The 21,695-nt window shown below is 70.8% G+C and carries 20 protein-coding genes, 1 other RNA gene and 1 pseudogene; 4 read left to right on the top strand and 18 right to left on the bottom strand.

Annotated features, from left to right (window positions below):
* Positions 1 to 115: 115 nt before the first annotated feature.
* A complete protein-coding gene (locus tag CG723_RS15100; RefSeq protein WP_100593922.1) occupies positions 116 to 709 on the bottom strand; it encodes a CGNR zinc finger domain-containing protein in 594 nt (197 codons plus the stop codon).
* A 155-nt stretch (positions 710 to 864) separates the two neighbouring features.
* Here CG723_RS15100 and CG723_RS15095 point away from each other — a divergent pair, with 155 nt between their 5' ends.
* Both CG723_RS15095 and CG723_RS15090 read left to right on the top strand, forming a co-directional pair.
* Positions 865 to 1,086 (top strand): type II toxin-antitoxin system VapB family antitoxin, encoded by a 222-nt coding sequence (locus CG723_RS15095; RefSeq protein ID WP_100593921.1) that lies wholly within the window; start codon positions 865 to 867, stop codon positions 1,084 to 1,086.
* A 1-nt stretch (position 1,087) separates the two neighbouring features.
* A complete protein-coding gene (locus CG723_RS15090; protein WP_100593920.1) occupies positions 1,088 to 1,504 on the top strand; it encodes a PIN domain-containing protein in 417 nt (138 codons plus the stop codon).
* Between the two features lies 1 nt (position 1,505).
* Here CG723_RS15090 and CG723_RS15085 read toward each other — a convergent pair whose 3' ends face one another.
* The 7 genes from CG723_RS15085 to CG723_RS15055 form a co-directional block, all read right to left on the bottom strand.
* A complete protein-coding gene (locus CG723_RS15085; RefSeq protein WP_100593919.1) occupies positions 1,506 to 2,666 on the bottom strand; it encodes a uroporphyrinogen-III synthase in 1,161 nt (386 codons plus the stop codon).
* Positions 2,667 to 2,763: 97 nt separating this feature from the next.
* Positions 2,764 to 4,116 (bottom strand): nitrate/nitrite transporter, encoded by a 1,353-nt coding sequence (locus tag CG723_RS15080; protein ID WP_100593918.1) that lies wholly within the window; start codon positions 4,114 to 4,116, stop codon positions 2,764 to 2,766.
* A gap of 183 nt (positions 4,117 to 4,299) precedes the next feature.
* Entirely contained in the window at positions 4,300 to 5,253 is a 954-nt protein-coding gene (locus CG723_RS15075; RefSeq protein WP_100593917.1) for a hypothetical protein, read from the bottom strand.
* Between the two features lie 86 nt (positions 5,254 to 5,339).
* Positions 5,340 to 6,575 carry an acyltransferase family protein gene (locus CG723_RS15070; protein WP_199841795.1) on the bottom strand — a complete coding sequence of 412 codons (1,236 nt, stop codon included), beginning with the start codon at positions 6,573 to 6,575 and terminating at the stop codon, positions 5,340 to 5,342.
* Between the two features lie 53 nt (positions 6,576 to 6,628).
* Positions 6,629 to 8,806, bottom strand: a complete 2,178-nt coding sequence (locus CG723_RS15065; RefSeq protein ID WP_100593915.1) for a glycosyltransferase — start codon at positions 8,804 to 8,806, stop codon at positions 6,629 to 6,631.
* Entirely contained in the window at positions 8,807 to 9,529 is a 723-nt protein-coding gene (locus CG723_RS15060) for a hypothetical protein (protein WP_234374324.1), read from the bottom strand.
* A 213-nt stretch (positions 9,530 to 9,742) separates the two neighbouring features.
* Positions 9,743 to 10,753, bottom strand: a complete 1,011-nt coding sequence (locus tag CG723_RS15055; RefSeq protein WP_100593913.1) for a LysR family transcriptional regulator — start codon at positions 10,751 to 10,753, stop codon at positions 9,743 to 9,745.
* 83 nt (positions 10,754 to 10,836) lie between these two features.
* Here CG723_RS15055 and CG723_RS15050 point away from each other — a divergent pair, with 83 nt between their 5' ends.
* A complete protein-coding gene (locus tag CG723_RS15050; protein ID WP_234374323.1) occupies positions 10,837 to 12,093 on the top strand; it encodes an MFS transporter in 1,257 nt (418 codons plus the stop codon).
* Between the two features lie 13 nt (positions 12,094 to 12,106).
* Here the strand turns inward: CG723_RS15050 and dacB are convergent, their stop codons facing one another.
* From dacB to ftsE, 7 genes are all read right to left on the bottom strand, one after another.
* Positions 12,107 to 13,726, bottom strand: coding sequence for a D-alanyl-D-alanine carboxypeptidase/D-alanyl-D-alanine endopeptidase (gene dacB / locus CG723_RS15045; RefSeq protein ID WP_100593912.1), 1,620 nt, complete (start codon positions 13,724 to 13,726; stop codon positions 12,107 to 12,109).
* Positions 13,727 to 13,770: 44 nt separating this feature from the next.
* On the bottom strand, positions 13,771 to 14,757 hold the full coding sequence (locus tag CG723_RS15040; RefSeq protein ID WP_234374322.1) for an extracellular catalytic domain type 1 short-chain-length polyhydroxyalkanoate depolymerase: 987 nt from the start codon (positions 14,755 to 14,757) through the stop codon (positions 13,771 to 13,773).
* Positions 14,758 to 14,861: 104 nt separating this feature from the next.
* Positions 14,862 to 15,250: a transfer-messenger RNA gene (ssrA, locus tag CG723_RS15035) on the bottom strand.
* 112 nt (positions 15,251 to 15,362) lie between these two features.
* Complete coding sequence (gene smpB, locus CG723_RS15030) at positions 15,363 to 15,899, bottom strand: SsrA-binding protein SmpB (protein WP_199841781.1); 537 nt, start codon at positions 15,897 to 15,899, stop codon at positions 15,363 to 15,365.
* Between the two features lie 30 nt (positions 15,900 to 15,929).
* Positions 15,930 to 17,084, bottom strand: a complete 1,155-nt coding sequence (locus tag CG723_RS15025) for a S41 family peptidase (protein WP_100593909.1) — start codon at positions 17,082 to 17,084, stop codon at positions 15,930 to 15,932.
* 78 nt (positions 17,085 to 17,162) lie between these two features.
* Positions 17,163 to 18,080 carry a permease-like cell division protein FtsX gene (ftsX, locus tag CG723_RS15020; RefSeq protein ID WP_100593908.1) on the bottom strand — a complete coding sequence of 306 codons (918 nt, stop codon included), beginning with the start codon at positions 18,078 to 18,080 and terminating at the stop codon, positions 17,163 to 17,165.
* Positions 18,081 to 18,124: 44 nt separating this feature from the next.
* Complete coding sequence (ftsE, locus tag CG723_RS15015; protein ID WP_100593907.1) at positions 18,125 to 18,814, bottom strand: cell division ATP-binding protein FtsE; 690 nt, start codon at positions 18,812 to 18,814, stop codon at positions 18,125 to 18,127.
* A gap of 291 nt (positions 18,815 to 19,105) precedes the next feature.
* On the opposite strand from ftsE, the gene CG723_RS15010 reads away from it, so the two are divergent.
* A complete protein-coding gene (locus CG723_RS15010) occupies positions 19,106 to 19,297 on the top strand; it encodes a hypothetical protein (protein WP_100593906.1) in 192 nt (63 codons plus the stop codon).
* 83 nt (positions 19,298 to 19,380) lie between these two features.
* Here the strand turns inward: CG723_RS15010 and CG723_RS15005 are convergent, their stop codons facing one another.
* The 3 genes and pseudogenes from CG723_RS15005 to CG723_RS47540 all read right to left on the bottom strand — a co-directional run.
* Entirely contained in the window at positions 19,381 to 20,034 is a 654-nt protein-coding gene (locus CG723_RS15005; RefSeq protein WP_100593905.1) for a hypothetical protein, read from the bottom strand.
* A gap of 290 nt (positions 20,035 to 20,324) precedes the next feature.
* A complete protein-coding gene (gene prfB / locus CG723_RS15000; protein ID WP_100593904.1) occupies positions 20,325 to 21,431 on the bottom strand; it encodes a peptide chain release factor 2 in 1,107 nt (368 codons plus the stop codon).
* 79 nt (positions 21,432 to 21,510) lie between these two features.
* A pseudogene (locus CG723_RS47540) lies at positions 21,511 to 21,695 on the bottom strand (serine/threonine protein kinase); the annotation flags it as partial.

Raw genomic sequence — 21,695 nt, 5'->3', positions numbered from 1 at the left:
CGGCTGGGTCGCCGCTCGGCTGGACGCACCCCAGTACGTAAGAGGTCCGCGATGTGTTCAATCGATCTGCCGGGACATGCCAAAAAAAGGTTTCGGGGAGGCCATCGGGTGATCTTCAGGCCCGGGCGAGTGCCGCCCTGCGCCGGTGTCGCGCCACCCGCTCCCGGTTGCCGCACACCTCGCTGGAGCACCAGCGGCGGCGCCGCCCCCGGGACGTGTCGAGATAGATGATCGGGCAGCTGTCGCCCTCGCAGCGGCGCAGGCAGGAGCGGGCGACCGGGTCCGTGAGGAGCTCCACGGCGTCACGGGCGACGGCGGCGAGCAGCTCGCCGCAGCCGGGGTCGGCGTGCAGGGCCCTGGCGAGGGTGCCGTCGGTGCCGCGGGTCGCGCGGGGTGCGGGCGGCGCCGCGCGGGCGAGGGCGTTGACCCGCTCCAGGGCGGCGGACGCGGGCCTGCCGTCGAGTTCGCCGCGCACCAACTGACCGATATGGCCGCGCAGTTCGAGCATCGCGGCGAGCCAGGCGGCGTCGGCGTCCCGCAGCGGCGTGTCCGCGGGCACGAGCCCCGAGCCGACCAGCCAGGCCCGCAACCGCCCCACCGAGTCGAGACGTTCGTCGGGGTGCGCCGTGGCCAGGAGATCCAGCGAACTGCGCCCGGAGTCGAAGCGCAGCTCGTACGAGGACGAGGACGAGGACGATGGCGATGCCATCCCCCTACAGTGCCCGCCCACAGGCACCGCCGGAACCCCTGGTACCGGGCCCCTCACGAAGGGTTCACCGACGGCGCCGGCCCGGGACGCCGGGCGCAATGTATGGAGCATGGGCTGCCTTTGTATGTGACCCACATTTCCCATGGAGGTGCCCGGTGGCCGCGACGCAGATCGACATGGACGACGAGGCTCTCGCCGAGGCGGCCATGCGACTGTCCGGCGCGCGCACCAAGAAGGAGACGGTGAACCGCGCGCTGCGCGAGTACGGGGAGCGCCAGCGCCGTGCCGAGGCCCGCCTCCGGCACTTCAAGGCGTCCCAGGACTGGGACGACGAGAGCTTCCGGCGCCTGCACGCCGCCGAGAAGGGCACCGCCTGACGTGCTGCGGTACCTGGTCGACTCGACGGCGGTGTGGCGGCTCCAGCGCGACCGGTCGCTCAACGACGCCTGGAGCCGTGAGATCGAGGAGGGCACCATCGCCTCCTGCCGGCCTCAGCGAACCGAGTTCCGCCGCTCCGCGCGCGACCTCGACGAACACGACGCGATGACCGACATGTTCGGCAGCCTCTACCCGGACGCGCCGGTCCCCAAGAACGCCTGGCAGTGGGGCGAGACGGCCCAGTACCGACTCGCCCGGCGCGGCCGCCACCGGAGTCTGTCGACGGTCGACTGGCTCATCTGCGCCACCGCGGCCCACCACGGCCTCGTCGTGCTCCACGACGACAGGGACTTCGCCGCCGCCGCGGGCCTGCTGACGGACCTCGACGAGCACAGCGTTCACCGCACGCCGAACTGACTCAGTCCGTCCCGTACTTGGAGTCCGCCGCCGGGTCCAGGGCCAGGCGGTAGCCGCGCTTGACCACCGTCTGGATCAGCTTGGGGGTGCCGAGGGCCGTACGGAGCCTGGCCATCGCCGTTTCCACCGCGTGTTCGTCGCTGCCCGCGCCGGGCAGCGCGCGCAGGAGTTCGGCGCGGGGGACCACCCAGCCGGGGCGGCGCGAGAGGGAGCGCAGGAGCGACATCCCGGCGGGCGGTACGGGGTGCAGATCGCCGTCGACCAGGACGGCCTGGCCGCGGATCTCCACGCGGTGGCCCGCGATCGGCAACACACGGGCCCTGCCCGGGAGTTCGGCGCACAGGAGCTGGACGAGCGGTCCGAGGCGGAAGCGCTCGGGCTGCACGGTGTCCACGCCGTGGGCCTGGAGCGGCAGCGCGGTGACGGGGCCGACGCAGGCGGGCAGGACGTCGTGGCGCAGGGCGGCGAGCAACTCCGGCAGCCTGCCCCGCAGTTCGGCCCGGGAGAGCAGGGACGCGGCGGCGGGCGCGCTGGTGAACGTGAGCGCGTCGACGCCCCGCGTGAGGGTCGCGTCGAGCAGCCGGTCGAGAGGCCCGATGTCCTCCGGCGCCATCCACCGGTACACCGGCACCCCCACGACGTCGGCGCCCGCCTCGCGCAGCGCCTCGACGAACCCGGGCAGCGGCTCGCCGTGCAGCTGGACGGCGACCCGGCGGCCGTCGACGCCCTCGTCGAGGAGCCGTTCGAGGACCTCGGCCATCGACTCGGACGACGGGGACCACTCCTCGGTGAGCCCCGCGGCCCTGACGGCGCCCTTGACCTTGGGCCCGCGGGCGAGCAGTTCCACGCCGCGCAGCCGGGCCAGCAGCGCCTCGCCCAGGCCCCAGCCGTCGGCGGCCTCGACCCAGCCGCGGAACCCGATCGCGGTGGTCGCGACGACGACGTCGGGCGCGTGGTCGACGATCTCCTTGGTCGCCGCGAGGAGCTCGCTGTCGTCGGCGAGCGGGACGATGCGCAGCGCGGGTGCGTGCAGGACGGTGGCGCCGCGCCGCTGGAGCAGCGCGCCGAGCTCGTCGGCGCGGCGCGCGGCGGTCACGCCCACGGTGAAGCCCGCGAGGGGGCCGTGCTGCCCCGCCGGGGGGCCCTGCTGTGCGTCGTACATGTGGCTCTCGTCCCGCTCGGGTGGTTCTGCCGGGGTCGACCGAGCCTGTCAACGTCCCGTGACGGGCTCGGTTCCCCATGATGTCAGCGGTGTTACGTCACACCTCCGCGTAGCTGAGCCGGGGCTCCGGCTCCGCGGCCTGCACGGGAGCGTCCGCGCCGGCCGGGCGGCGAAGGTATACGGCCCAGGTGAGGGCGAAGCACACCGCGTAGAAGACGAGGAACCCGACGAAGGCGGCCGTGCCGGTGCCCGCCGTCTGGAAGGACTGGCGGAAGGCGAGGTTGATGCCGAGTCCGCCGAGCGCGCCCACCGCCCCGATCAGCCCCATCGAGGCCCCGGACAGGCGCCGCCCGTACGCCGCGGCCTCCTCCCCCGCGAGCCCCCTGGCGGCTGCCTTGGCCTGGAAGATGCCGGGGATCATCTTGTACGTCGACCCGTTGCCCAGGCCGGTGAGCACGAACAGGGCGATGAACGCCGTGGTGAACAGCGGCAGCGACTTCTGCGTCGACGCGAGGACGACCACGGCGGTGGCGGCAGCCATGGCGACGAAGTTCCACAGCGTGATGCGGGCGCCGCCGAACCGGTCGGCGAGCCGGCCGCCGACGGGCCGGATCAGGGAGCCGAGCAGCGGCCCGATGAACGTGATCGACGCGGCCTGGAGCGGCGTCCTGCCGAACTGCGTCTGCAGGACGAGCCCGAACGCGAAGCTGTAGCCGATGAACGACCCGAACGTCCCGATGTAGAGGAACGACATGATCCACGTGTGCGGGTCGCGCACGGCCTCCTTGGCCGCGCCGGTGTCGTTCTTCACGGTCGCGAGGTTGTCCATGAACAGCGCGGCGCAGATCGCCGACACGGCGATGAGCGGGAGGTAGATCCCCAGCAGCACGCGCGGCCCGCCGCTCGCGCCGATCACGGCGAGCCCGGCGAGCTGCACGACGGGGACGCCGATGTTGCCGCCGCCCGCGTTCAGGCCGAGCGCCCAGCCCTTCTTCCGCAGCGGGAAGAAGGAGTTGATGTTGGTCATCGACGAGGCGAAGTTGCCGCCGCCGACGCCGGTGAGCAGCGCGCACACCATGAACGTCGTGTACGAGGTCCCCGGCTCCATCACGACGAACGCGGCGGCCGTCGGGATGAGGAGCAGGCTCGCCGCGAGGATCGTCCAGTTCCGGCCGCCGAAGCGGGCGACGGCGAAGGTGTAGGGCACGCGTGCGACCGCCCCGACCATCGTGGCCATCGAGACCAGGAAGAACTTGCCGGCCGGGTCGATGCCGTACTCGGGCCCCATGAACAACACCATCACGGACCACAGGGTCCAGATCGAGAACCCGATGTGCTCGGACAGGATGGAGAACGCGAGATTGCGCCGCGCGACCTTCTCGCCGCCCTCGCGCGACCAGAACGTCTCGTCCTCCGGATCCCACCTCTGGATCCAACTCCGGGCTGCCATCACACGCCTCCAGGGTCACGGTTCTCGGCTGATGACCTCGAACGTAGGGAGGCGGGATTACCGCGCTGTGCCGCACCGTGACCGCCGGGGAACGTTGCTCTCACCGGGCGCGGGGCCCGGCGGTGAGCTTCGCTCCACGGCGTGGGTCAGGTCGTGGGCGTGGATCAGGTCGTGGGGCGTGGATCAGGTCGTGGTGCCCGCCCACTTGAGGCTGGCCGAACCGCCCTTGTCCCACTTCAGCGTGACCACGTCGTCGGCCTGCGTCAGGTTCGCGCCGAAGACCTCGTCACCGGTGTCCTTGCCCATGCACTTGACGGCGATCCGGAACGCCCCGCCGCTGCGGTTCTCCCCGATGCCGGTGCAGATGCCCTTACCGCCCGCGTCGATGTAGGACACGCTGTACTTGCCCTTGGCCGTGCCGGTCGCGACCTTGTCGCCGACCGTGAGGGTCCTGGCCTGCTCGTCCTGCCACTGGCCCTGATAACCGGTGGACCCGGCGGGCCGCTCCTCCGCCGTCCCCGTGGGATCGCTCGGCTCCTCGACGGGGTCCTCGGTGGCGGGGTCCTCGGTCGTGGGCTCGTCGGAGGGCTCGTCCGACGCGGTGGGCTGCGCGGACACGGAGTCCTTCGCCTTCGGCTCGTCGTCGTCGCCGCCGCTGTTCGTGGCGAGGAAGATCCCGCCGACGATCAGGACGAGCGCGACGACCGCGGACCCGACGATGACGGCGGTCCGGCGCGTGTTGCCGCCCGGCGGTGGCGGGGGCGGCGGATAGGCACCCCCGCCGTAGGGCGGCTGCCCCCCGTACGGGGGCTGCCCGTACGGGGGCTGCCCGTACGGGGGCTGCCCGTACGGGGGTTGGCCCTGCGGCTGGCCCTGCGGGGGCTGACCGTAGGGAGGCTGAGCGCCGTAGCCCGGCTGGTCGCCGTAGGCGGGCTGGTCCCCGTAGCCGGGCTGGCCCTGAGGGGCCGGTGGCGGGGTCTGCGGTATCTGCGGCGGCGCCGGTGGCGGGGTCGGCGCGCCGGCGTAGGGGTTGTCCTGCCCGCCGCCGGACGGCGCCTGAGGCTGACCGGGAGGCGGCCCGTACGCCGGGTGGTGCCCGGATCCGTCCTGCGGCGGCTGGCCGGGAGGCTGTGTCATGTCGGTCCGGGTTCCCCTCGTGGTCATACGGTCACTGGTCGCTCACGCCCCAACCTCCCCCACCCCCACCGGCCGCACAACCCCGTCTAGCGACTATGTGCCCGCTTCTTGACGCCGTTCGGCCAGAGCCGCGGGCGCCGCTTGGCGGCGAGGTCCTCGATCCAGCCCGTGCCGACGACCGAGAGCGCTATCAGCGGCCACGTCAGCACGAACATCCAGAGCATGTACGTGGAGTCGAGGGCGCCGCTCCATCTCGCGTCCTCCATGAACGGCAGGTTGTACGCGAGGTCGATGATCGGCACCGTGGCCATGATCAGCATGTTGTGCCAGAGATAGATCGTGACCGCGCGGTTGTTGGACAGCGTGATGAGCTTGTCCCACTTGGCGAGCCGGCCCGGCAGCTCCTGCCAGGACGGCGAGTACTGGAGCAGGATGACGACGAACCCGAAGGACCAGGTCGCCTGCGCCAGCGGGATGTCGTTCAGGTCCCAGCCGTCCGGTCCGAGATGGCCCGAGGCCCACCACAGTCCGAACGCCATCACGATCGCCGAGCAGGACACCGCGAGATAGCGCGGCACCTTCGCGAGGACGCCCTCGTGATGGGCGAAGCCGAGGACCCAGCAGCCGCCGTAGACCGCGAAGTCGGTGACCGCGTTCCCCGTCTCGCCGGGGATGGTGACGATGCCCGTACCGACGACCGCCGTCAGCGCGAGCGGCGCGAGCAGCGTCGCCCACGGCACCTTGCGGAACGCCCGGAGCAGCAGTGGCGAGGCGATGACGAACCACAGGTAGGCCCGCAGGTACCAGAGCGGGCCCGCGGCCTGCGACGGCCAGGTGTCCTCCAGGAGGCCCGCCTTGTCGCCGAGGTGCCAGGGGAACGACGGCGCCCCGACGGGCACGAAGTAGTTGAACAGGCTGATCCAGCCCCAGGTCCCGCCGCTGTCGGGGTCCTTGCCGGGGTTCCAGCCGCCCAGGAAGAGCAGGGCGAGGATGACGACGCTGAACGCCCACATGGGCGGCAGGAGCCGGCGGATACGGCCCCTGATCACACCGATCGCGGGCCGGCTCAGGGAGCGCGCCATCAGCGATCCGGCGAGCGCGAACATCACGCCCATGGACGGGAAGAGGACCGTCAGCCAGGCCCACCCGAAGAGGTGGTAGGCGACGACGCGGACGAGCGCGATGGAGCGCAGCAGGTCCAGATAGCGGTCGCGGCCCGGCTTCTTGGGCGCGGCGGCCTGCGCGGGCGGAGCGGCGGGCGGAGCGGGCGCGGGCGGCGGTTCCGGTGTGAACGGCACCTGCGGGAACGGCACGTGCGGCATGCGCCGCGTCTGCTGGAACCCGCTCTGGCCGCCGGTGGCGGGAGTGGGATACGTCATGCGACGGGCCTCCGATCGTTGCCGCGCGACGCCCGCTGACGCGGAATCGCCCCCGGCGCCTCCACCGCTCCGGTACGCCGCAGCTTCTGCCAGCGCAGCCGGCCGCCGGTGAGCGCGGTGATCCAGGACTGGAGCAGCACGACGTACATCAGCTGCCGGTAGAGGACTTGCTGGAGCGGGAGTGAGATGAGATGGGTCATGCGTTCGCGGTCGAGCCGGAAGGCGTACGCCGCGCAGACGGCCTGGATGGCGAGGACGCCGAGCCAGGCGACGATCGTCTTCTCCGTGGGGCCGAACACGAGGCCGTAGAGCAGGAAGACGTCGATGAGGGGCGCCAGGAGCGGCGCGAGGACCATGAAGAGGGCGACGAACGGCAGGCCGATGCGGCCGAATCGGCCGGAGGGGCCCGACTCGATCACGGAGCGGCGGTGCTTCCAGATCGCCTGCATCGTGCCGTACGACCATCGGTAGCGCTGGGACCAGAGCTGCTGGACCGACTCCGGGGCCTCGGTCCAGGCGCGGGCCTTCTCGGCGTAGACCACGCGCCAGCCGTCCCGGTGCAGGGCCATCGTGACGTCGGTGTCCTCGGCGAGCGTGTCGTCGCTCATGCCGCCGATGCGCTCGAGCGCGCTGCGGCGGAAGGCGCCCACGGCCCCGGGGATCGTGGGCATGCAGCGCAGCATGTCGTACATGCGGCGGTCGAGGTTGAAGCCCATCACGTACTCGATGTGCTGCCAGGCCCCGATCAGGGAGTCCTTGTTGCCGACCTTCGCGTTGCCCGCGACCGCACCGACGCGCTGGTCACCGAAGGGCTGGACGAGCTCGCGGACGGTGGACGGCTCGAAGACCGTGTCGCCGTCCATCATCACGATCAGGTCGAACCGGGCGTTGGCCAGGCCCCTGTTGAGCGCGGCCGGCTTGCCCGCGTTGTGCTGGCGGACCACCCGGACGTTCGGCAGGCGCAGATTCTCGACGATGCGGGCCGTGCCGTCGGTCGAGCCGTCGTCGATGACGATGATCTCGATGGGGTGCTCGCTCGACATGAGTGAACGCACTGTGTTCTCGATGCACTTGGCCTCGTTGAACGCCGGGACCAGGACCGACACCGGTTCGGTGACGGGCGGCCCCCAGGAGAATCCGCGGCGCCGCACGCGCCGGGCGTGCGCCCCGGACAGGAGGAGCATCAGGCCGAAGCGGGTGAAGACGAGGACGCCGATGACCGCGAGTCCGACGCCGAGGACGTCCGTCACGTCGTCCGAAGCGTCGACGGCGTAGATCCACGCCTTGCCCTTGGCCAGTTCGAGACCGTGCACGGGCGTGTGGGCGCTGGGTGCCCCGAGCGCCTCGGTGAGGTTGACGAAGTCGTATCCCTGGCCCTGGAGCTGGGGCAGGAAGCGGTCGAGGGCGGCGACGGTCTGCGAGCGGTCGCCGCCGGAGTCGTGCATCAGGACGATCGCGCCTTTGCCGCCCTTGGGCGTGGCGCGGCGGATGATCTCGTCGACGCCGGGGCGCTTCCAGTCCTCACTGTCGGTGTTGTTGACGACGGTGATGTACCCGCGGCTGCCGATGTACTTGGTGACCGGCCACGACTTGTTGTCCATGGCGTCGGCGAACGAGGAGTACGGCGGCCGGAACAGCGAGGTGCGGATGCCGGCCGCACCGGCCAGGGCCGTCTGGTTCTGGGTGAGTTCCCAGTCGATGCGGCTCTTGGACTGGTACGAGAGGTCGGGGTGGTTGAAGGTGTGCAGGCCGACCTCGTGACCCTCGTCGACCATGCGTTTGACCAGGTCCGGGTAGCGGGAGGCCATGGTGCCGGTGACGAAGAAGACGCCGTGCGCGTGGTGTTCCTTCAGGACGTCGAGGACCTTCGGGGTCCACTGCGGGTCGGGGCCGTCGTCGAAGGTGAGGACGAGCCGGTGGTCGGGCACGCTCATGCCGGTCTCGCGCCCGCCGCGCGTGTCGATGACGGGTCCGCCCTCGAGGATCTTCTCGGGGACCTGATCGGTGGCGGCGGGCGGCTGGATGCGGTGGTCGGCGAGGATCTCACTGTGCACGTACCCGCGGAGCATGAGCATCGCGAGCAGGGCGACAAGGAGCAGCGACGGCAGCAGATAGCGCATGGGCAGGCGGCGGCGACGCGGCGCCCTGCGGTTGCTGCGTGGGCGGGAGGACATTTACAGGATGCCGCTTTCCGGGAACGAGGCCGCTGACGGTCCGGCCGGAATCTGACTCGGGTCGATGGGCGACTCGACGGGCGACTCGACGGGCAGCGCCGCGACGGTCTCGGTGCCGCCCTGGGCCGGGGACTCCGTCGGCTCGACGGGCGGTCCGCTGTCCGACGGGGACGGCTCGCCGGGGCCAGGCGAACTGGGCTCCTCCGAGGGTCCGGAGCCCGGGTCGGGCGAATGACCTGGGTCGGGCTTGCCGGGGCCGCCGGACGGCTTCGGGTCGGGCGACTTGCCGGGCTTGTCGTCCGGCTTGGCGCTCTCGCTGCCCTCGGGCCCGGTCGAGGAACCGGCACCCGGCTCGCTGGACACCGATCCCGTGCCGGAAGCGCTGGGACCGGCCGTGGCTCCCGTCGACGAGGACGGCTCGGCCGCGGGGTCGGCGGGCAACGGCGGCGTGTCCACCTTGCCCGCGGGCTTGTCGCGGTCCTGGCCCGTGATGGGCAGCCAGGGAGCGTTCGAGTTTCCGGAGAGCAGGGTCGCCACGATGACCACGGCGTAGACCGCGCAGATCATCCCGACGATCGCGCCGAAGCGGCGGTACCTGCGGTTACGCCGGCCCGAGTCGTCTACGAAGACCGGGACTTCCTTGTCGGCCGCGCCGGCGCCCTCGCGCCGCGCAGCGATCAGTTCGTCCAACTGGCGTCCTGCGCCGTCGAGTTGGACCGTCACTTCATTAGGATCGTGAGTCTGCCCAGAACGGGCATTTTCTCGCCAATGTTCCACCGTACGCACATCCCCCCAAGGACATGAACATGGGTGCGCGCACGACGTACCGAGCACTCGTCGTTCGGACCGGGCCCCCACCCGATCCGAGCGCCCCCCTTATCACAATGCGCTCGGACGACGAATGTAGCGCACGCGGGTGACAGCCGCGCCCGATCCTCAGTCCCGACTCATCATGATGAGTGCATCTATGCCGGGAATCCAGGCGCCTGGGGGCTTACGGAGCCAGTCGCTCTCCTCCGCGAGCGTGGCCGCCGCCGCACGGAGCGCGTCGATCCCCGGGTGCACGAGCGCCGTCGGCCACACCAGCGACACAGGTGACAGGGGTACGGGGTCGGTCAGGGGCCGCACGACGGAGCCGGGCATGGCTGGAAAGTCCCCTGCGGCGAGCACCGGCGTCCCCGTCTTGGCCATGATCCGCCGGAACTCCTCGACGCCCACCGCGAGCGGCGCGGGGGGAGCGACCGCTATCCCGCGCCCCTCGAAGAGCCGCCCGGCCAGGTCGGTCCACTCCGGTGTACGGGGATTGCCCGCGCCCGCGTACACCGTCTCGCCCGCGAGCCGCGCGAGCGGCACGGCGTCCAGGGCGGCGAGGGGATGGTCCTCGGGCAGGACCACCGTCATCGGCTCGTACCGCACGGGCTGCTGCGAAAGGCGCGCCCGCACCGCCGGGTCGAGCCCCGCGTACCGCCCGAACGACGCGTCCAGGCGGCCCGCCGTCATCTCGGCGGCGGCGCCGGTCAGGCCGCTCTCGTAGCGGGCCATCAGCTCGCACTCCGGGGCGAACTCGCGGGCCCGCTCCAGGATGCGCTCGAAGACGAGGCCGGGGCTGTTCACGTCGACGAGCAGCGGCCGCGTCCCCGCTGCCGGGCGACGCGTGAAGGCGGCGAGCAGTTCGTCCTGCGCACCGAGGACCCGCCGCGCGTACGGCAGCAGCCGCGCACCGTCCGCGGTCAGGGCGACCTGGCGCGTGCTCCGCGCGAACAGCTCGACGCCCAGTTCGCGTTCGAGGCGGCGAATGTCCCTGCTGAGGGCCTGCTGAGCCACGTAGAGCCGGGCGGCGGCGCGGGTGAAGTGCAGCTCCTCGGCGACGGCGAGGAACGCGCGCAGCAGTCGGGGCTCCAGGTGGGCGGGGGCCGGCGTGCCGGGCGCGGCTGGCTGGTCGGGCATCCGGCGAACTTACAACGCGGGCGCGTGAATCGGTACGGAGAAGGTGTTGGACCGGGCGCGCGGCCCGCGGCGACGCTGATCACATGCCCGACGCCATATCCGAGCCCGTCACTGCTCCCCCGACACCCACCGCCCCGCCACAGCCCAGCCGCTCCCCCTACGTCCGGCTGCTCTCCACCCCCGGCGCGCTCGCCTTCACGCTCGGGAACCTCCTCGCCCGGCTCCCCATGGGCATGTTCAGCGTCAGCGCCGTCATCATGATCGCCGGGGCGCGCGGCTCGTACGCGCTCGCCGGGGCCGTCACCGCGACCGGGATGGCCGCGACCGCGATCGTCGCCCCGTGGACGGCACGCCTCGTGGACCGTTACGGGCAGGCCAGAATCGCCGTGCCCGCCACGGCGGTCGCGGTCTGCGGATCGCTCGCGCTCCTCCTCTGTGTGCACTACGCAGCGCCCGACTGGACCCTCTTCGCCGCCTACGCCGCTACGGCCACCACGCCCAACACGGGCGGCATGTCACGCGCCCGCTGGGCCCATCTCCTCAAGGGCGACCCGGCCGCCCTGCACACCGCGAACTCCTTCGAACAGGCGGCGGACGAGCTGTGTTTCATGCTCGGCCCGGTACTCGCCGCCTTCCTGTGCGGGTCACTGTTCCCGGAGGCCGGCACCCTGATCGGCGCGGTCCTGCTGCTCACCGGAGTGCTCGTCTTCGCCGCGCAGCGCGCCACGGAACCGCCCACCCATGGGCGCACGGCCACGAAATCGCCCCTCCGCGCGCGCGGGATGCCCGTTCTCCTGGCGTCGTTCCTCGCCACCGGCGCCGTGTTCGGCTCGATGGAGGTGGTCACGATCGCTTTCGCGGACGAGGGCGGCCACAAGGCGGCGGCCGGCGCGGTCCTCGCACTCCAGGCGGCCGGTTCCTGTGTGGCGGGGCTGGTCTACGGGGCCGTACGGCCGGCCGGTCCCGCGGCGCGGCGCCACCCGTGGTGCGTCGCCGCGATGACCGTCCTGCTGACCCTCCCCCTGCTCGCGGCGCTCACCGGCTCTCTCCTTGCGGTCGCCGGGGCTCTCCTTGTGGCCGGCATGGCGACGGCCCCGACGATGGTCACGGGCATGACGCTGGTCCAGGCCCGCACCCCCGAGGGCCAGTTGAACGAGGGCATGACCCTCGCCGTGACCGGTCTGCTCGGGGGCATCGCCTGCGGCGCGGCGGCGGGCGGCTCCGCGGTGGAGCGCCTCGGCCCCACCGCGGGCTACGCGGTCCCGGCCGCCGCGTCGGCGTGCGCGCTCGTACTCGCGCTCATCGGTTACGTACGCAGCGGCGCACGCGACCGTACGTAGTCACCCGCAGCCGTCAGCACACCGCCGGTTTACGCCACGAGCACTCCAGGTCGCCCTTGCGTTCGGAGACCGGCACGGAGCGCAGGGAGCGCGGCCTCACCGCCACCGCCGCGTCCGCGTCGGACTTCGCGAGCGTCACCACGATCGCGTCCTCAAGGGGCTTCACCGAATCGACCAGGTAGTTGTTCTGGACGATGCTGTAGACGAGTTCACGTCCCCCGGCGTCCTTCACATAGCCGGAGAGCGCGGACGCGCCGGTCAGGGAGCCCGTCTTGCCGCGGGCGTTGAGCGCGGCCGGTGTCCTGCACATCCGCGAGCGCAGCGTCCCGCCGACGAACCGGTCCGGGTCGCAGGCCACCGGCAGCGCCTTGTACCAGTCGCCGAACCACGGCTCGGCGCGCACCGCGAGCAGCAGCCTCGCGATCTGGCCCGCCGGGATGCTGTCCATCCGGGAGAGCCCGGACCCGTCGACCTGGCGCAGCCGCCCGGTGTCGACGCCGACGCCCTTCAGATAGCCGCTGATCGCCGCGAGCCCGTCGTCCCAGGTTCCCGCGCGACCGGTCGCCTTCGCACCCATGGCCTTGGTGAGGATCTCGGCGTGCATGTTGTTGCTCAGCTTCATGAAGGGGATCAGCAGGTCCTTCAGGGGCATGGAGTCGTGCGTGGCGAGCCGTACGGCGCCCTTCGGGGTGGCACGCCCGAGCTTCGTGCCGCCGGACACCCTCACGCCGTGCGCGGCGAGCGCGTCACGGAAGACGGAGGCCGCGTAACCGGTGGGCTCCCAGACGGTGACCCACTCCTTCGTGGTACCCCCGTCGACGGGAACCGTGCCGCTGACGGTGACGGTGTTCGTGCCGTGCTGCCGCTCGACGGTGAGACTGTCGTCACCGCCGGCCGCGACGGTCGTGGCCCGAACGTCGATGTCGACGTAGTGCGTCTTCGGCGTGACGGTGATCTTCGGCTTGTCCCCGGCCTTCGCGCCCGGCGCGGCCTCGACGATCACCGTCCCGGTGTCGTAGTCGGTGTCGGGCGCGACGCTCAGGGCGGAGATCTGCGCCGAGTAGTACGAGGACTCGTCGTCGGCGGCCCAGGAGCGGCCGAGGCGCTGGCCGTCGAACGCGGTGTCGTCGGCGACGAGGCGACCGCTGACCGACCTCACACCCGACGCGGCGACCTTGGCGGCGAGTTCGTCGTAGTCCTTGGCGAGAGCGGTCGGGTCGCCGGTGCCGCGCAGATACAGATCGCCGTCCAGGACGCTCCCCCGCCGCCGCCCGTCGCCGAGCACGTCGGTGGTGAACCGGTAGCCGGTGCCGAGGAGTTCCGTCGCGGCGGTCGAGGTGAGGAGCTTGGTGTTGGACGCGGGCATCAGGCGTCCGGTGGGATTGTGCTGGTAGATGATGTCGCCGCTCCGGGCGTCGGCGACGACGACGCTCGCCGCGCCGCCCTCCATGGACGGGTCGCCGAGGATGGTGTCGATGGCCTCGGGGAGGCCGGTGCTGTCGCCGTCGGCACCGGCCGGTGAGCCCCAGGTCAGGCCCGCCGCGAGCGCGACGAGGGCGGGCCAGACGAGGTAACGCCGTTGACGTGCAAGGGGATTGAGGAGTCGTCTCACAGGTCCGTCGGGTCTACTCATGCCTCAGGAGCATCCCCGATCGTGGCGCCCGGGGACAGGGTGCGTCAGCCGAGTCCCCACGAGCGGCCCATCTCGTAGGCCGCGCACAGGTTCACATCCAGGATGTAGGCGCCCGCGGTCCCGCACTGCGCGGCCCCGCTCCCCGGATCGACGGGCTGCCCGTGCCCCATCCCCGTCATGCTGTACGTCTCCACGGCCGCGCTCCCGTCGGCCCGGCGGAAGACCTGGTGCGGATACCCGGCCACGCTGTCGCTGACGTCGGCGACCTGATCGGCGCCCTGGACGTCGGTCCACTGCTTCATCAGGTCGGTCATGTTCACGGGCTTCACGGTGTAGTCGGCACTGCCCTGGAAGACGGTCAGCCGCGGCCAGGGCCCGGCATACCCGGGCCGCGCCGCTCGCACGCGGTCGCCCCACTGCTGTGCGGTCTGCGTGGCACCCACGTACATGCACACATACGGCGACCCGGCGGCAGCCGCGCACCCGTAGGGCAGCCCGGCGACGACACCTCCGGCGGCGAACTTCTCGGGGTACGCGGCCATCATCACGGAGGTCATGCCGCCGCCGGCGCTCAGCCCGGTGACGTAGACCTTCGCGGGGTCGCCCGAGGCGTCGGCGAGCTGGCGGTCGACCATCTGCGCGACGGAGGCGGCCTCGCCCTGGCCGCGTTCGATGTCGCCGGCCTGGAACCAGTTGAAGCAGGAGGACGCGTTGTTCCCGGACTGCTGCTGCGGCAGCACGACGGAGAAGCCCCACCGGTCGGCGAGCTCGGTCCAGCCGCTGCCGGTGCCGTAGCCGGAGGCGTTCTGCGTGCACCCGTGCAGGGCGACGACGACCGGTCGCCCGGCGGGCAGCCCGTCGGGCACGTAGCGGTACATCTTGAGGGCGCCGGGGTTGGTCCCGAAGCCGGCGACTTCCTGGATCGCCGCAGCGGCGTCGGCGCGGGGCGCGGGCAGGAAGACGGACAGGAGGGCGGCGATGAGGGCCACGAACATGAGACGTGCGGGTGTTGCGGCTCTGGTCGGTGTCATGGGGAGGGACCGTAGAGGCGGGCCGGGACCCCCGATATGGAGCCGGGCCACACAACGACGAAGGCCCGGCTGTGTGTCAGCCGGGCCTTCGTCTCACATGGGGTTTGTGGAGATGGCGGGAATCGAACCCGCGTCCAACGGTGCAGAATCAGGGCTTCTCCGAGCGCAGTTCGCTTCGATTTTCTCAGCCCCGGAGATCACGCGAACAAGTCTCCGACGGGCTCAGCCACTGTTTGATTTCCCACCGAACCCCGTGACCGGGCTCGGCGGTTTAGTTCCCTAGATTATGCCAGGATCCGGGTCGGGAACACCCCCGGGCTGACACCCTTTTAGGGTCCTTCAGTCACTGCTTATTAGGCAGCGAGGGCGAAGGACTGGGAATCGCTCTTGGAATTGGCGATTATTGGTTGCGACATATGGTTAACGAGATCATTGCCGCTTCCTCGGCTCGCTTCCCCTGCTTCGACAGCCGCTGTCGAAACCGATCATCCCCATGTTGATTTTTCAAATCAGGTCTTTCGACCCACACACCCGCTGTGAGGTGCTGATGCCATCGTACGTGAACAGCACACGCCGGTGCCAGCCTATTCCCGCGGGCCGACCACCTACGCGCCCCGCTGCCTCCGCTTCGCCGCCGCGATGGCGCGGTCCGACTCCCGGCGGTCCTGCTGCTCGCGCAGGGTCTGCCGCTTGTCGTACTCCTTCTTGCCCCTGGCGAGCGCGATCTCGGCCTTCGCCCGGCCGTCCTTGAAGTAGATCGCCAGCGGCACGATCGTGTGCCCGGTCTCCTGGGACTTCGACTCCAGCTTGTCGATCTCCTCGCGGTGCAGGAGCAGCTTGCGCTTGCGGCGCACGGAGTGGTTGGTCCAGGTGCCCTGGCTGTACTCGGGGATGTGGGCGTTGTGCAGCCACGCCTCGTTCCCGTCGATCTGGACGAAGCCGTCGACCAGCGAGGCGCGGCCCTGCCGCAGCGACTTCACCTCGGTACCGGTCAGGACGATGCCCGCCTCGTACGTGTCGACGATGGCGTAGTCGTGCCGGGCCTTCTTGTTCTGCGCGACGATCTTGCGCTTGCCGTCCTTGTCCTTGCCGGACTTCCCGGACGCGCCCTGCTTGGGCTGTGATTCCTTCGGTACGAACATTCCCTTAGACATAGTGCTGCCATTTTCGCACTACGAGGGGTCCCCGAGGCCACTCAATACTGTCTCGGCCCGCTGCCGCGCGCCCTCGTCGGCCTCGAGGTCGGGGGTGATGCCCCGGCCGTCGACGCCGCGGCCGGTGGGGGTGCGGTAGTGGCCGACGGTCAGCTCGGCCACGGAACCGTCCGGGAGCCGGCTCGGCATCTGGACCGAACCCTTGCCGAAGGTCTTCGAGCCCACGACGACCGCGCGGCCGCGGTCCTGGAGGGCCCCGGTGAGCAGCTCGGCCGCACTCATCGTGCCGCTGTCGACGAGCGCGACCACAGGTCTGGAGGTGTCGCCGCCACGCTCGGCGTGCAGGGCGCGCTGCCGTCCGCGTACGTCGTACGTCGCCACGAGCCCGCCGTCGAAGAACGCCGACGCCGCGGTGACCGCCTCCGTGACCAGGCCGCCGGAATTGCCGCGCAGGTCGAGGAGGACGCCGTCGCCGTGGGGGGCGTCGCGCACGGCGGACCGTACGCGCTCGCCCGAGCCCTTGGTGAAGGCCGCGACCTTGATCAGGACGGTGCCGCCGGGGAGGCGGGAGACGCTGACGGACTCGGTGGCGAGGTTGGCCCGGCGCAGGATCTCGGTCCACGCGCGCGTGCCGCGCTCCAGGCCGAGCCGGACCGCCGTCCCCGCGTGCTCACCGCGCAGCAGGGAGACGACCTCGGTGACGGGGCGGCCGTCGACGGGCCGGCCGTCGACGGTGCGGAGCCGGTCGCCGGGGCGCACGCCCGCATGGGCCGCGGGGGACCCGGAACCGACCTTGGAGACCTCGATGCGGCCGTCGGCGGTGCGCCGGGCCCAGAGGCCGACGCCCGTGTACTGGCCGTCGAGTTCCTGCTCGAACTCCTTGTACTCACCCTGCGAGTACACCGCGCCCCAGCGGTCGCCGCTGCGGCTGACGGCCTCCTCGGCAGCCTGCGTGGGGGACTTGCCGTCGGCCATCGCCCCGGCGGCCGCGTCTCTCACGTCCTCGTGTCCGGCGCCGGTGGCCGAACCGACCGGAAGCTCCTCGGACTTGTGGCCGTCGGCGCTCCACGAACCCGTCGCGACGCCGGTCGCGAGGACGCTCGCGAAGACCAATGTCAGGGCCGCCCCGCGGCCGAAGCGGCGGGGCCGGGAGAACAACTCGGGGCCCGACATGACGGTGAGTCTAGGACAACGCGAAGCGCCGTACGGCTCGTTGAACCGTACGGCGCCCTGTAACTCCGGGGAGACTTGTCACACCTTCAGATACTTGCGCAACGCGAAGAAGGCGGCGATCGCGGGCATCAGCAGGCCGATCGCGAGGACGAGCGGCAGCTTGGCCAGGACCGCGTCCCAGCCGATGAAGTTGATCAGGTTCAGCTTCTCGGAGAGCGCCAGACCGTGGTCGATCATGAAGTAGCGGCCCACGAGGAGCATGCCGCAGGCGACCACACCGCCGATGACTCCGGCGACGGCGGCCTCCATGATGAACGGCATCTGGATGTAGAAGCTGGACGCGCCGACCAGGCGCATGATCCCGGTCTCTCTGCGGCGGCTGAACGCCGAGACGCGCACCGTGTTGACGATCAGCATCAGCGCGACGACGAGCATCAGCGCCATCACGGCGAGCGCCGCCCAGTTCATGCCGTTGAGGAGTCCGAAGAGGTTGTCCAGGATGCCCTTCTGGTCCTGCACGGACTGGACCCCGTCACGCCCGTCGAAGGCGGTCGCGACGACCTGGTACTTCTCCGGGTCCTTGAGCTTGACCCGGTACGACTCCTGGAGCTGGTCCGGCGTCAGCGAGCTGGCCAGCGGGGAGTCGCCGAACTGCTCCTTGTAGTGCTTGTACGCCTGGTCCGCCGACTCGTGGGAGACCTTCTCGACGACCGGCATCTTGTCCAGGTCGGAGACGATCTGCTGCTTCTGCTCGGCGGTGACGGCTCCCTTGGCACACTTCGGGTCCGACTCGGCGTCGCCCTTGTTGCACAGGAAGATCGAGACGTTGACCTTGTCGTACCAGTAGCCCTTCATCGTGCTCACCTGGTCACGCATGAGCAGCGAGCCGCCGAACAGGGCGAGTGAGAGGGCGACCGAGACGATGACCGCGAAGGTCATCGTGAGATTTCGGCGGAGACCGACGCCGATCTCCGACAGGACGAATTGGGCGCGCATGGCGTCTGCTCAGGCCTTTCTCAGTGCTCTGGTGCTCACGGGGCTCAGTGCTGGTAGCCGTAGACGCCGCGCGACTGGTCGCGGACGAGACGGCCCTTCTCCAGCTCGATGACGCGCTTGCGCATCTGGTCCACGATCTGCTGATCGTGGGTGGCCATCACGACGGTCGTCCCGGTGCGGTTGATCCGGTCCAGCAGCTTCATGATGCCGACCGAGGTCTGCGGGTCGAGGTTGCCGGTCGGCTCGTCGGCGATCAGGAGCTTGGGGCGGTTCACGAAGGCGCGGGCGATGGCCACGCGCTGCTGCTCACCACCGGAGAGCTCGCCGGGCATCCGGTCCTCCTTGCCGCCCAGGCCGACGAGGTCGAGCACCTGGGGCACGGACTTGCGGATCTCGCCTCGGGACTTGCCGATGACTTCCTGCGCGAAGGCGACGTTCTCGCCGACGGTCTTGTTGGGCAGGAGCCGGAAGTCCTGGAAGACCGTGCCGAGCTGGCGGCGCATCTGCGGCACCTTCCAGTTGGACAGTCGTGCCAGGTCCTTGCCCAGGACGTGCACCTGGCCGTGGCTGGTGCGCTCCTCGCGCAGGATCAACCGCAGGAAGGTGGACTTCCCGGAGCCGGAAGATCCCACAAGGAAGACGAATTCGCCGCGCTCGACCTCGAGGGACACATCCCTGAGGGCGGGCCGGGTCTGCTTGGGGTAGGCCTTGGAGACGTTGTCGAATCGGATCACGGGTGCGCCTCGGTGCATCGTGGGCGTCGGGGGTAGGTGAGCGTGACCATACGCGAACCGGGCTCCGCGGCGCAGTCGGCGTCCTTGGATGAGCGTTTTGTCCCGTTGATTGCCTGGTCGTGGGCGGGTCATGGCAGGAACGGAACGGGTCCAAAGGGGCAGCATCCGGGGAGGCGCGCCGAAATCCCTGGAAGCTGGCACAGTGGTAGGGGGAACGGTTGCGGTCCCCGGAGCGTTGTGCGGAGAGAATTACGCTGTGGCGGCTCCGCCGCGCGGGAGGAGGAAGAGCGCATGACCTATGACCGGCTGGTGTGCGCGAACTGCGCGGCGCCTGTGAGCGAGGGCCGCTGCCCCGTGTGCCGGGCGAACCGCGAGCGGCTTCAGCAGGAGAGCCCGTTCGCGGGGCTTCACCCGATGGCCCTGATAGCCCTGGTGGCTGTGCTCATCGCGGCGGTGGCGCTCCTCGCGCACCAGACCGTCTAGGACACGAGGAAGGGCCCGGAGCGACGCTCCGGGCCCTTCTCGCGTTACGTGCGGACGTACATGACGTACGTCACCACGGCTGCTTAGGCAACCGTGCGGCCGCCGCCGACGAGGCGGGGCAGCATGCGGAAGCCGATGCCGCCGGCGATCATCGTCGCGGCGCCGATCAGCAGGAACGTGGTCTCGGCGGCGCCGGTCTCGGCCAGCTCACCGCCGGACTTGCCGTTCTGGGCCGGCTGGGCGGCCGGCACGGAGCCGGTGTCCTGCAGGCTGTCCTTGCCCTGGCCCTGCTCGACCGGGTTGTTGCCGCCGTCGGGGTCGGTGTTGCCGTTCCCGCCGCCGTGGTGACCGCCGCCGCCGTTGTTGCCGCCGTTGCCGCCCGGCGAGGTCGGGTCCTCGGTCGGTGCGGTCGGGTCCTCGGTCGGCTCGGTGGGCTCCTCCGTCGGGTCCGTCGGCTCCGAGGTGGGCGGGTCCGTCGGGTCCTCGGTGGGCGGGTCCGTCGGGTCCGTCGGGTCCGTCGGGAGGCCGGTGGGCGGGTCCGTCGGGTCCTCGTCACCGCCGAGGCTCACACCGGCTGCGACACCGTCCTCGCCCGCGTGCACGTTCACGCCGGCGCCCGGAAGGTTGACGCCGATGTCGAGGGCCGAAGCGGCGCCCGCGGCGGTCAGCGACGCACCCGCCGCGATCACCGCACCGGCTGCTATCCGCGCGACACGGATGCGCGTCTTCTTGGTCATCTGCCTGCTACCCCCAGTAGCTAATCGTTGATGGAGCAGCGCGCGGGACGGGGGCCGCCCGGGGGTAGTCGGCCGCTGTCGGCTCGTCCCCCGGTGCACACGCGTCCCACTGATACGCATGCCACGCGTCAGCCTTCCCAGTTTTCATGTCAGCGTCAAGGTCGTTGCGTACGTGATGCCCGAAATCTAGGGAGTTGGCCGACGTACGGACATGTGACTGTGACGTAAAAGGCAACTGCCGCCCGGTGGGCGGCAGTTGCCTTGTCGACAAAGCTGGAAAAGACCTGGGGTTACTTCTCCTGCTGCTTGCGCCAGCGAATTCCCGCCTCGAGGAAACCGTCGATCTCGCCGTCGAGCACCGACTGCGGATTACCGACCTCGAATTCCGTCCGGAGGTCCTTGACCATCTGGTACGGGTGCAGGACGTACGAACGCATCTGGTTTCCCCAGGAGCTGCCGCCGTCGCCCTTGAGGGCGTCCATCTTGGCCCGCTCCTCCTGACGCTGCCGCTCGAGGAGCTTGGCCTGCAGAACGTTCATGGCCGTCGCCTTGTTCTGGATCTGCGAGCGCTCGTTCTGGCAGGAGACCACGATGCCGGTGGGCAGGTGGGTCAGGCGGACCGCGGAGTCCGTCGTGTTCACGCCCTGGCCGCCGGGGCCCGAGGAGCGGTAGACGTCCACGCGCAGCTCCGACTCGTCGATCTCGACGTGGTCGGTCGTCTCGACGACCGGGAGCACCTCGACGCCCGCGAAGGACGTCTGGCGGCGGCCCTGGTTGTCGAAGGGCGAGATACGGACCAGGCGGTGCGTGCCCTGCTCGACCGAGAGCGTCCCGTACGCGTACGGGATCTGCACGGCGAAGGTGGTCGACTTGATGCCGGCCTCTTCCGCGTACGACGTCTCGTATACCTCGGTCTTGTAGCCGTGGCGCTCGGCCCAGCGCAGGTACATGCGCTGGAGCTGCTCGGCGAAGTCCGCGGCGTCGACGCCGCCCGCCTCGGCGCGGATGTTGACCAGCGCCTCACGGGAGTCGTACTCACCGGACAGGAGGGTGCGGACCTCCATCTCGTCGAGCGCCTTCTTGACGGAGGTCATCTCGGACTCGGCCTCGGCACGGGTGTCCGGGTCGTTCTCCTCCTCGGCCATCTCGAAGAGCACGCTCAGGTCGTCGATCCTGCCGCGCAGGGTCTCCGCCTTGCGCACCTCGGCCTGGAGGTGGCTCAGCTTGCTGGTGATCTTCTGTGCCGCGTCGGGGTCGTCCCACAGGGACGGTGCGGCCGCCTGCTCCTCGAGCACGGCGATATCTGCCCTCAGCTTGTCGAGGTCCAGGACGGCCTCGATCGACTCCATGGTCGAGGAGAGGGACTTGAGCTCTTCGGATACGTCGACGACTGCCACGACACCAGCGTAACGGCTGGGGCAAGTGCTCCGGTCCTGGTGGCCGCGGGGCCGGGTCCGGGCGCTCTGCCGGGCCGCCTCAGGGGGAGGCGGGGGCCGACTGTCCGGGGTTCTTGCCGGGGGTCGCGTCCGCGTCGTCGCCGCCCACGGCCGCCCACGTGCCGATGCCGGCCGCCGCGACCAGGACGGCTCCGGCGACACCGAGGGTGATCCTGCGGCGGCGGGCGGAGGCGCGGTGGCGGGCCGAGCCGGGGCGGGGTGCGC

The organism is Streptomyces sp. CB01635, from assembly GCF_002803065.1.
Classification (GTDB): domain Bacteria; phylum Actinomycetota; class Actinomycetes; order Streptomycetales; family Streptomycetaceae; genus Streptomyces.
This window is presented reverse-complemented; position numbering and strand designations above follow the sequence as displayed.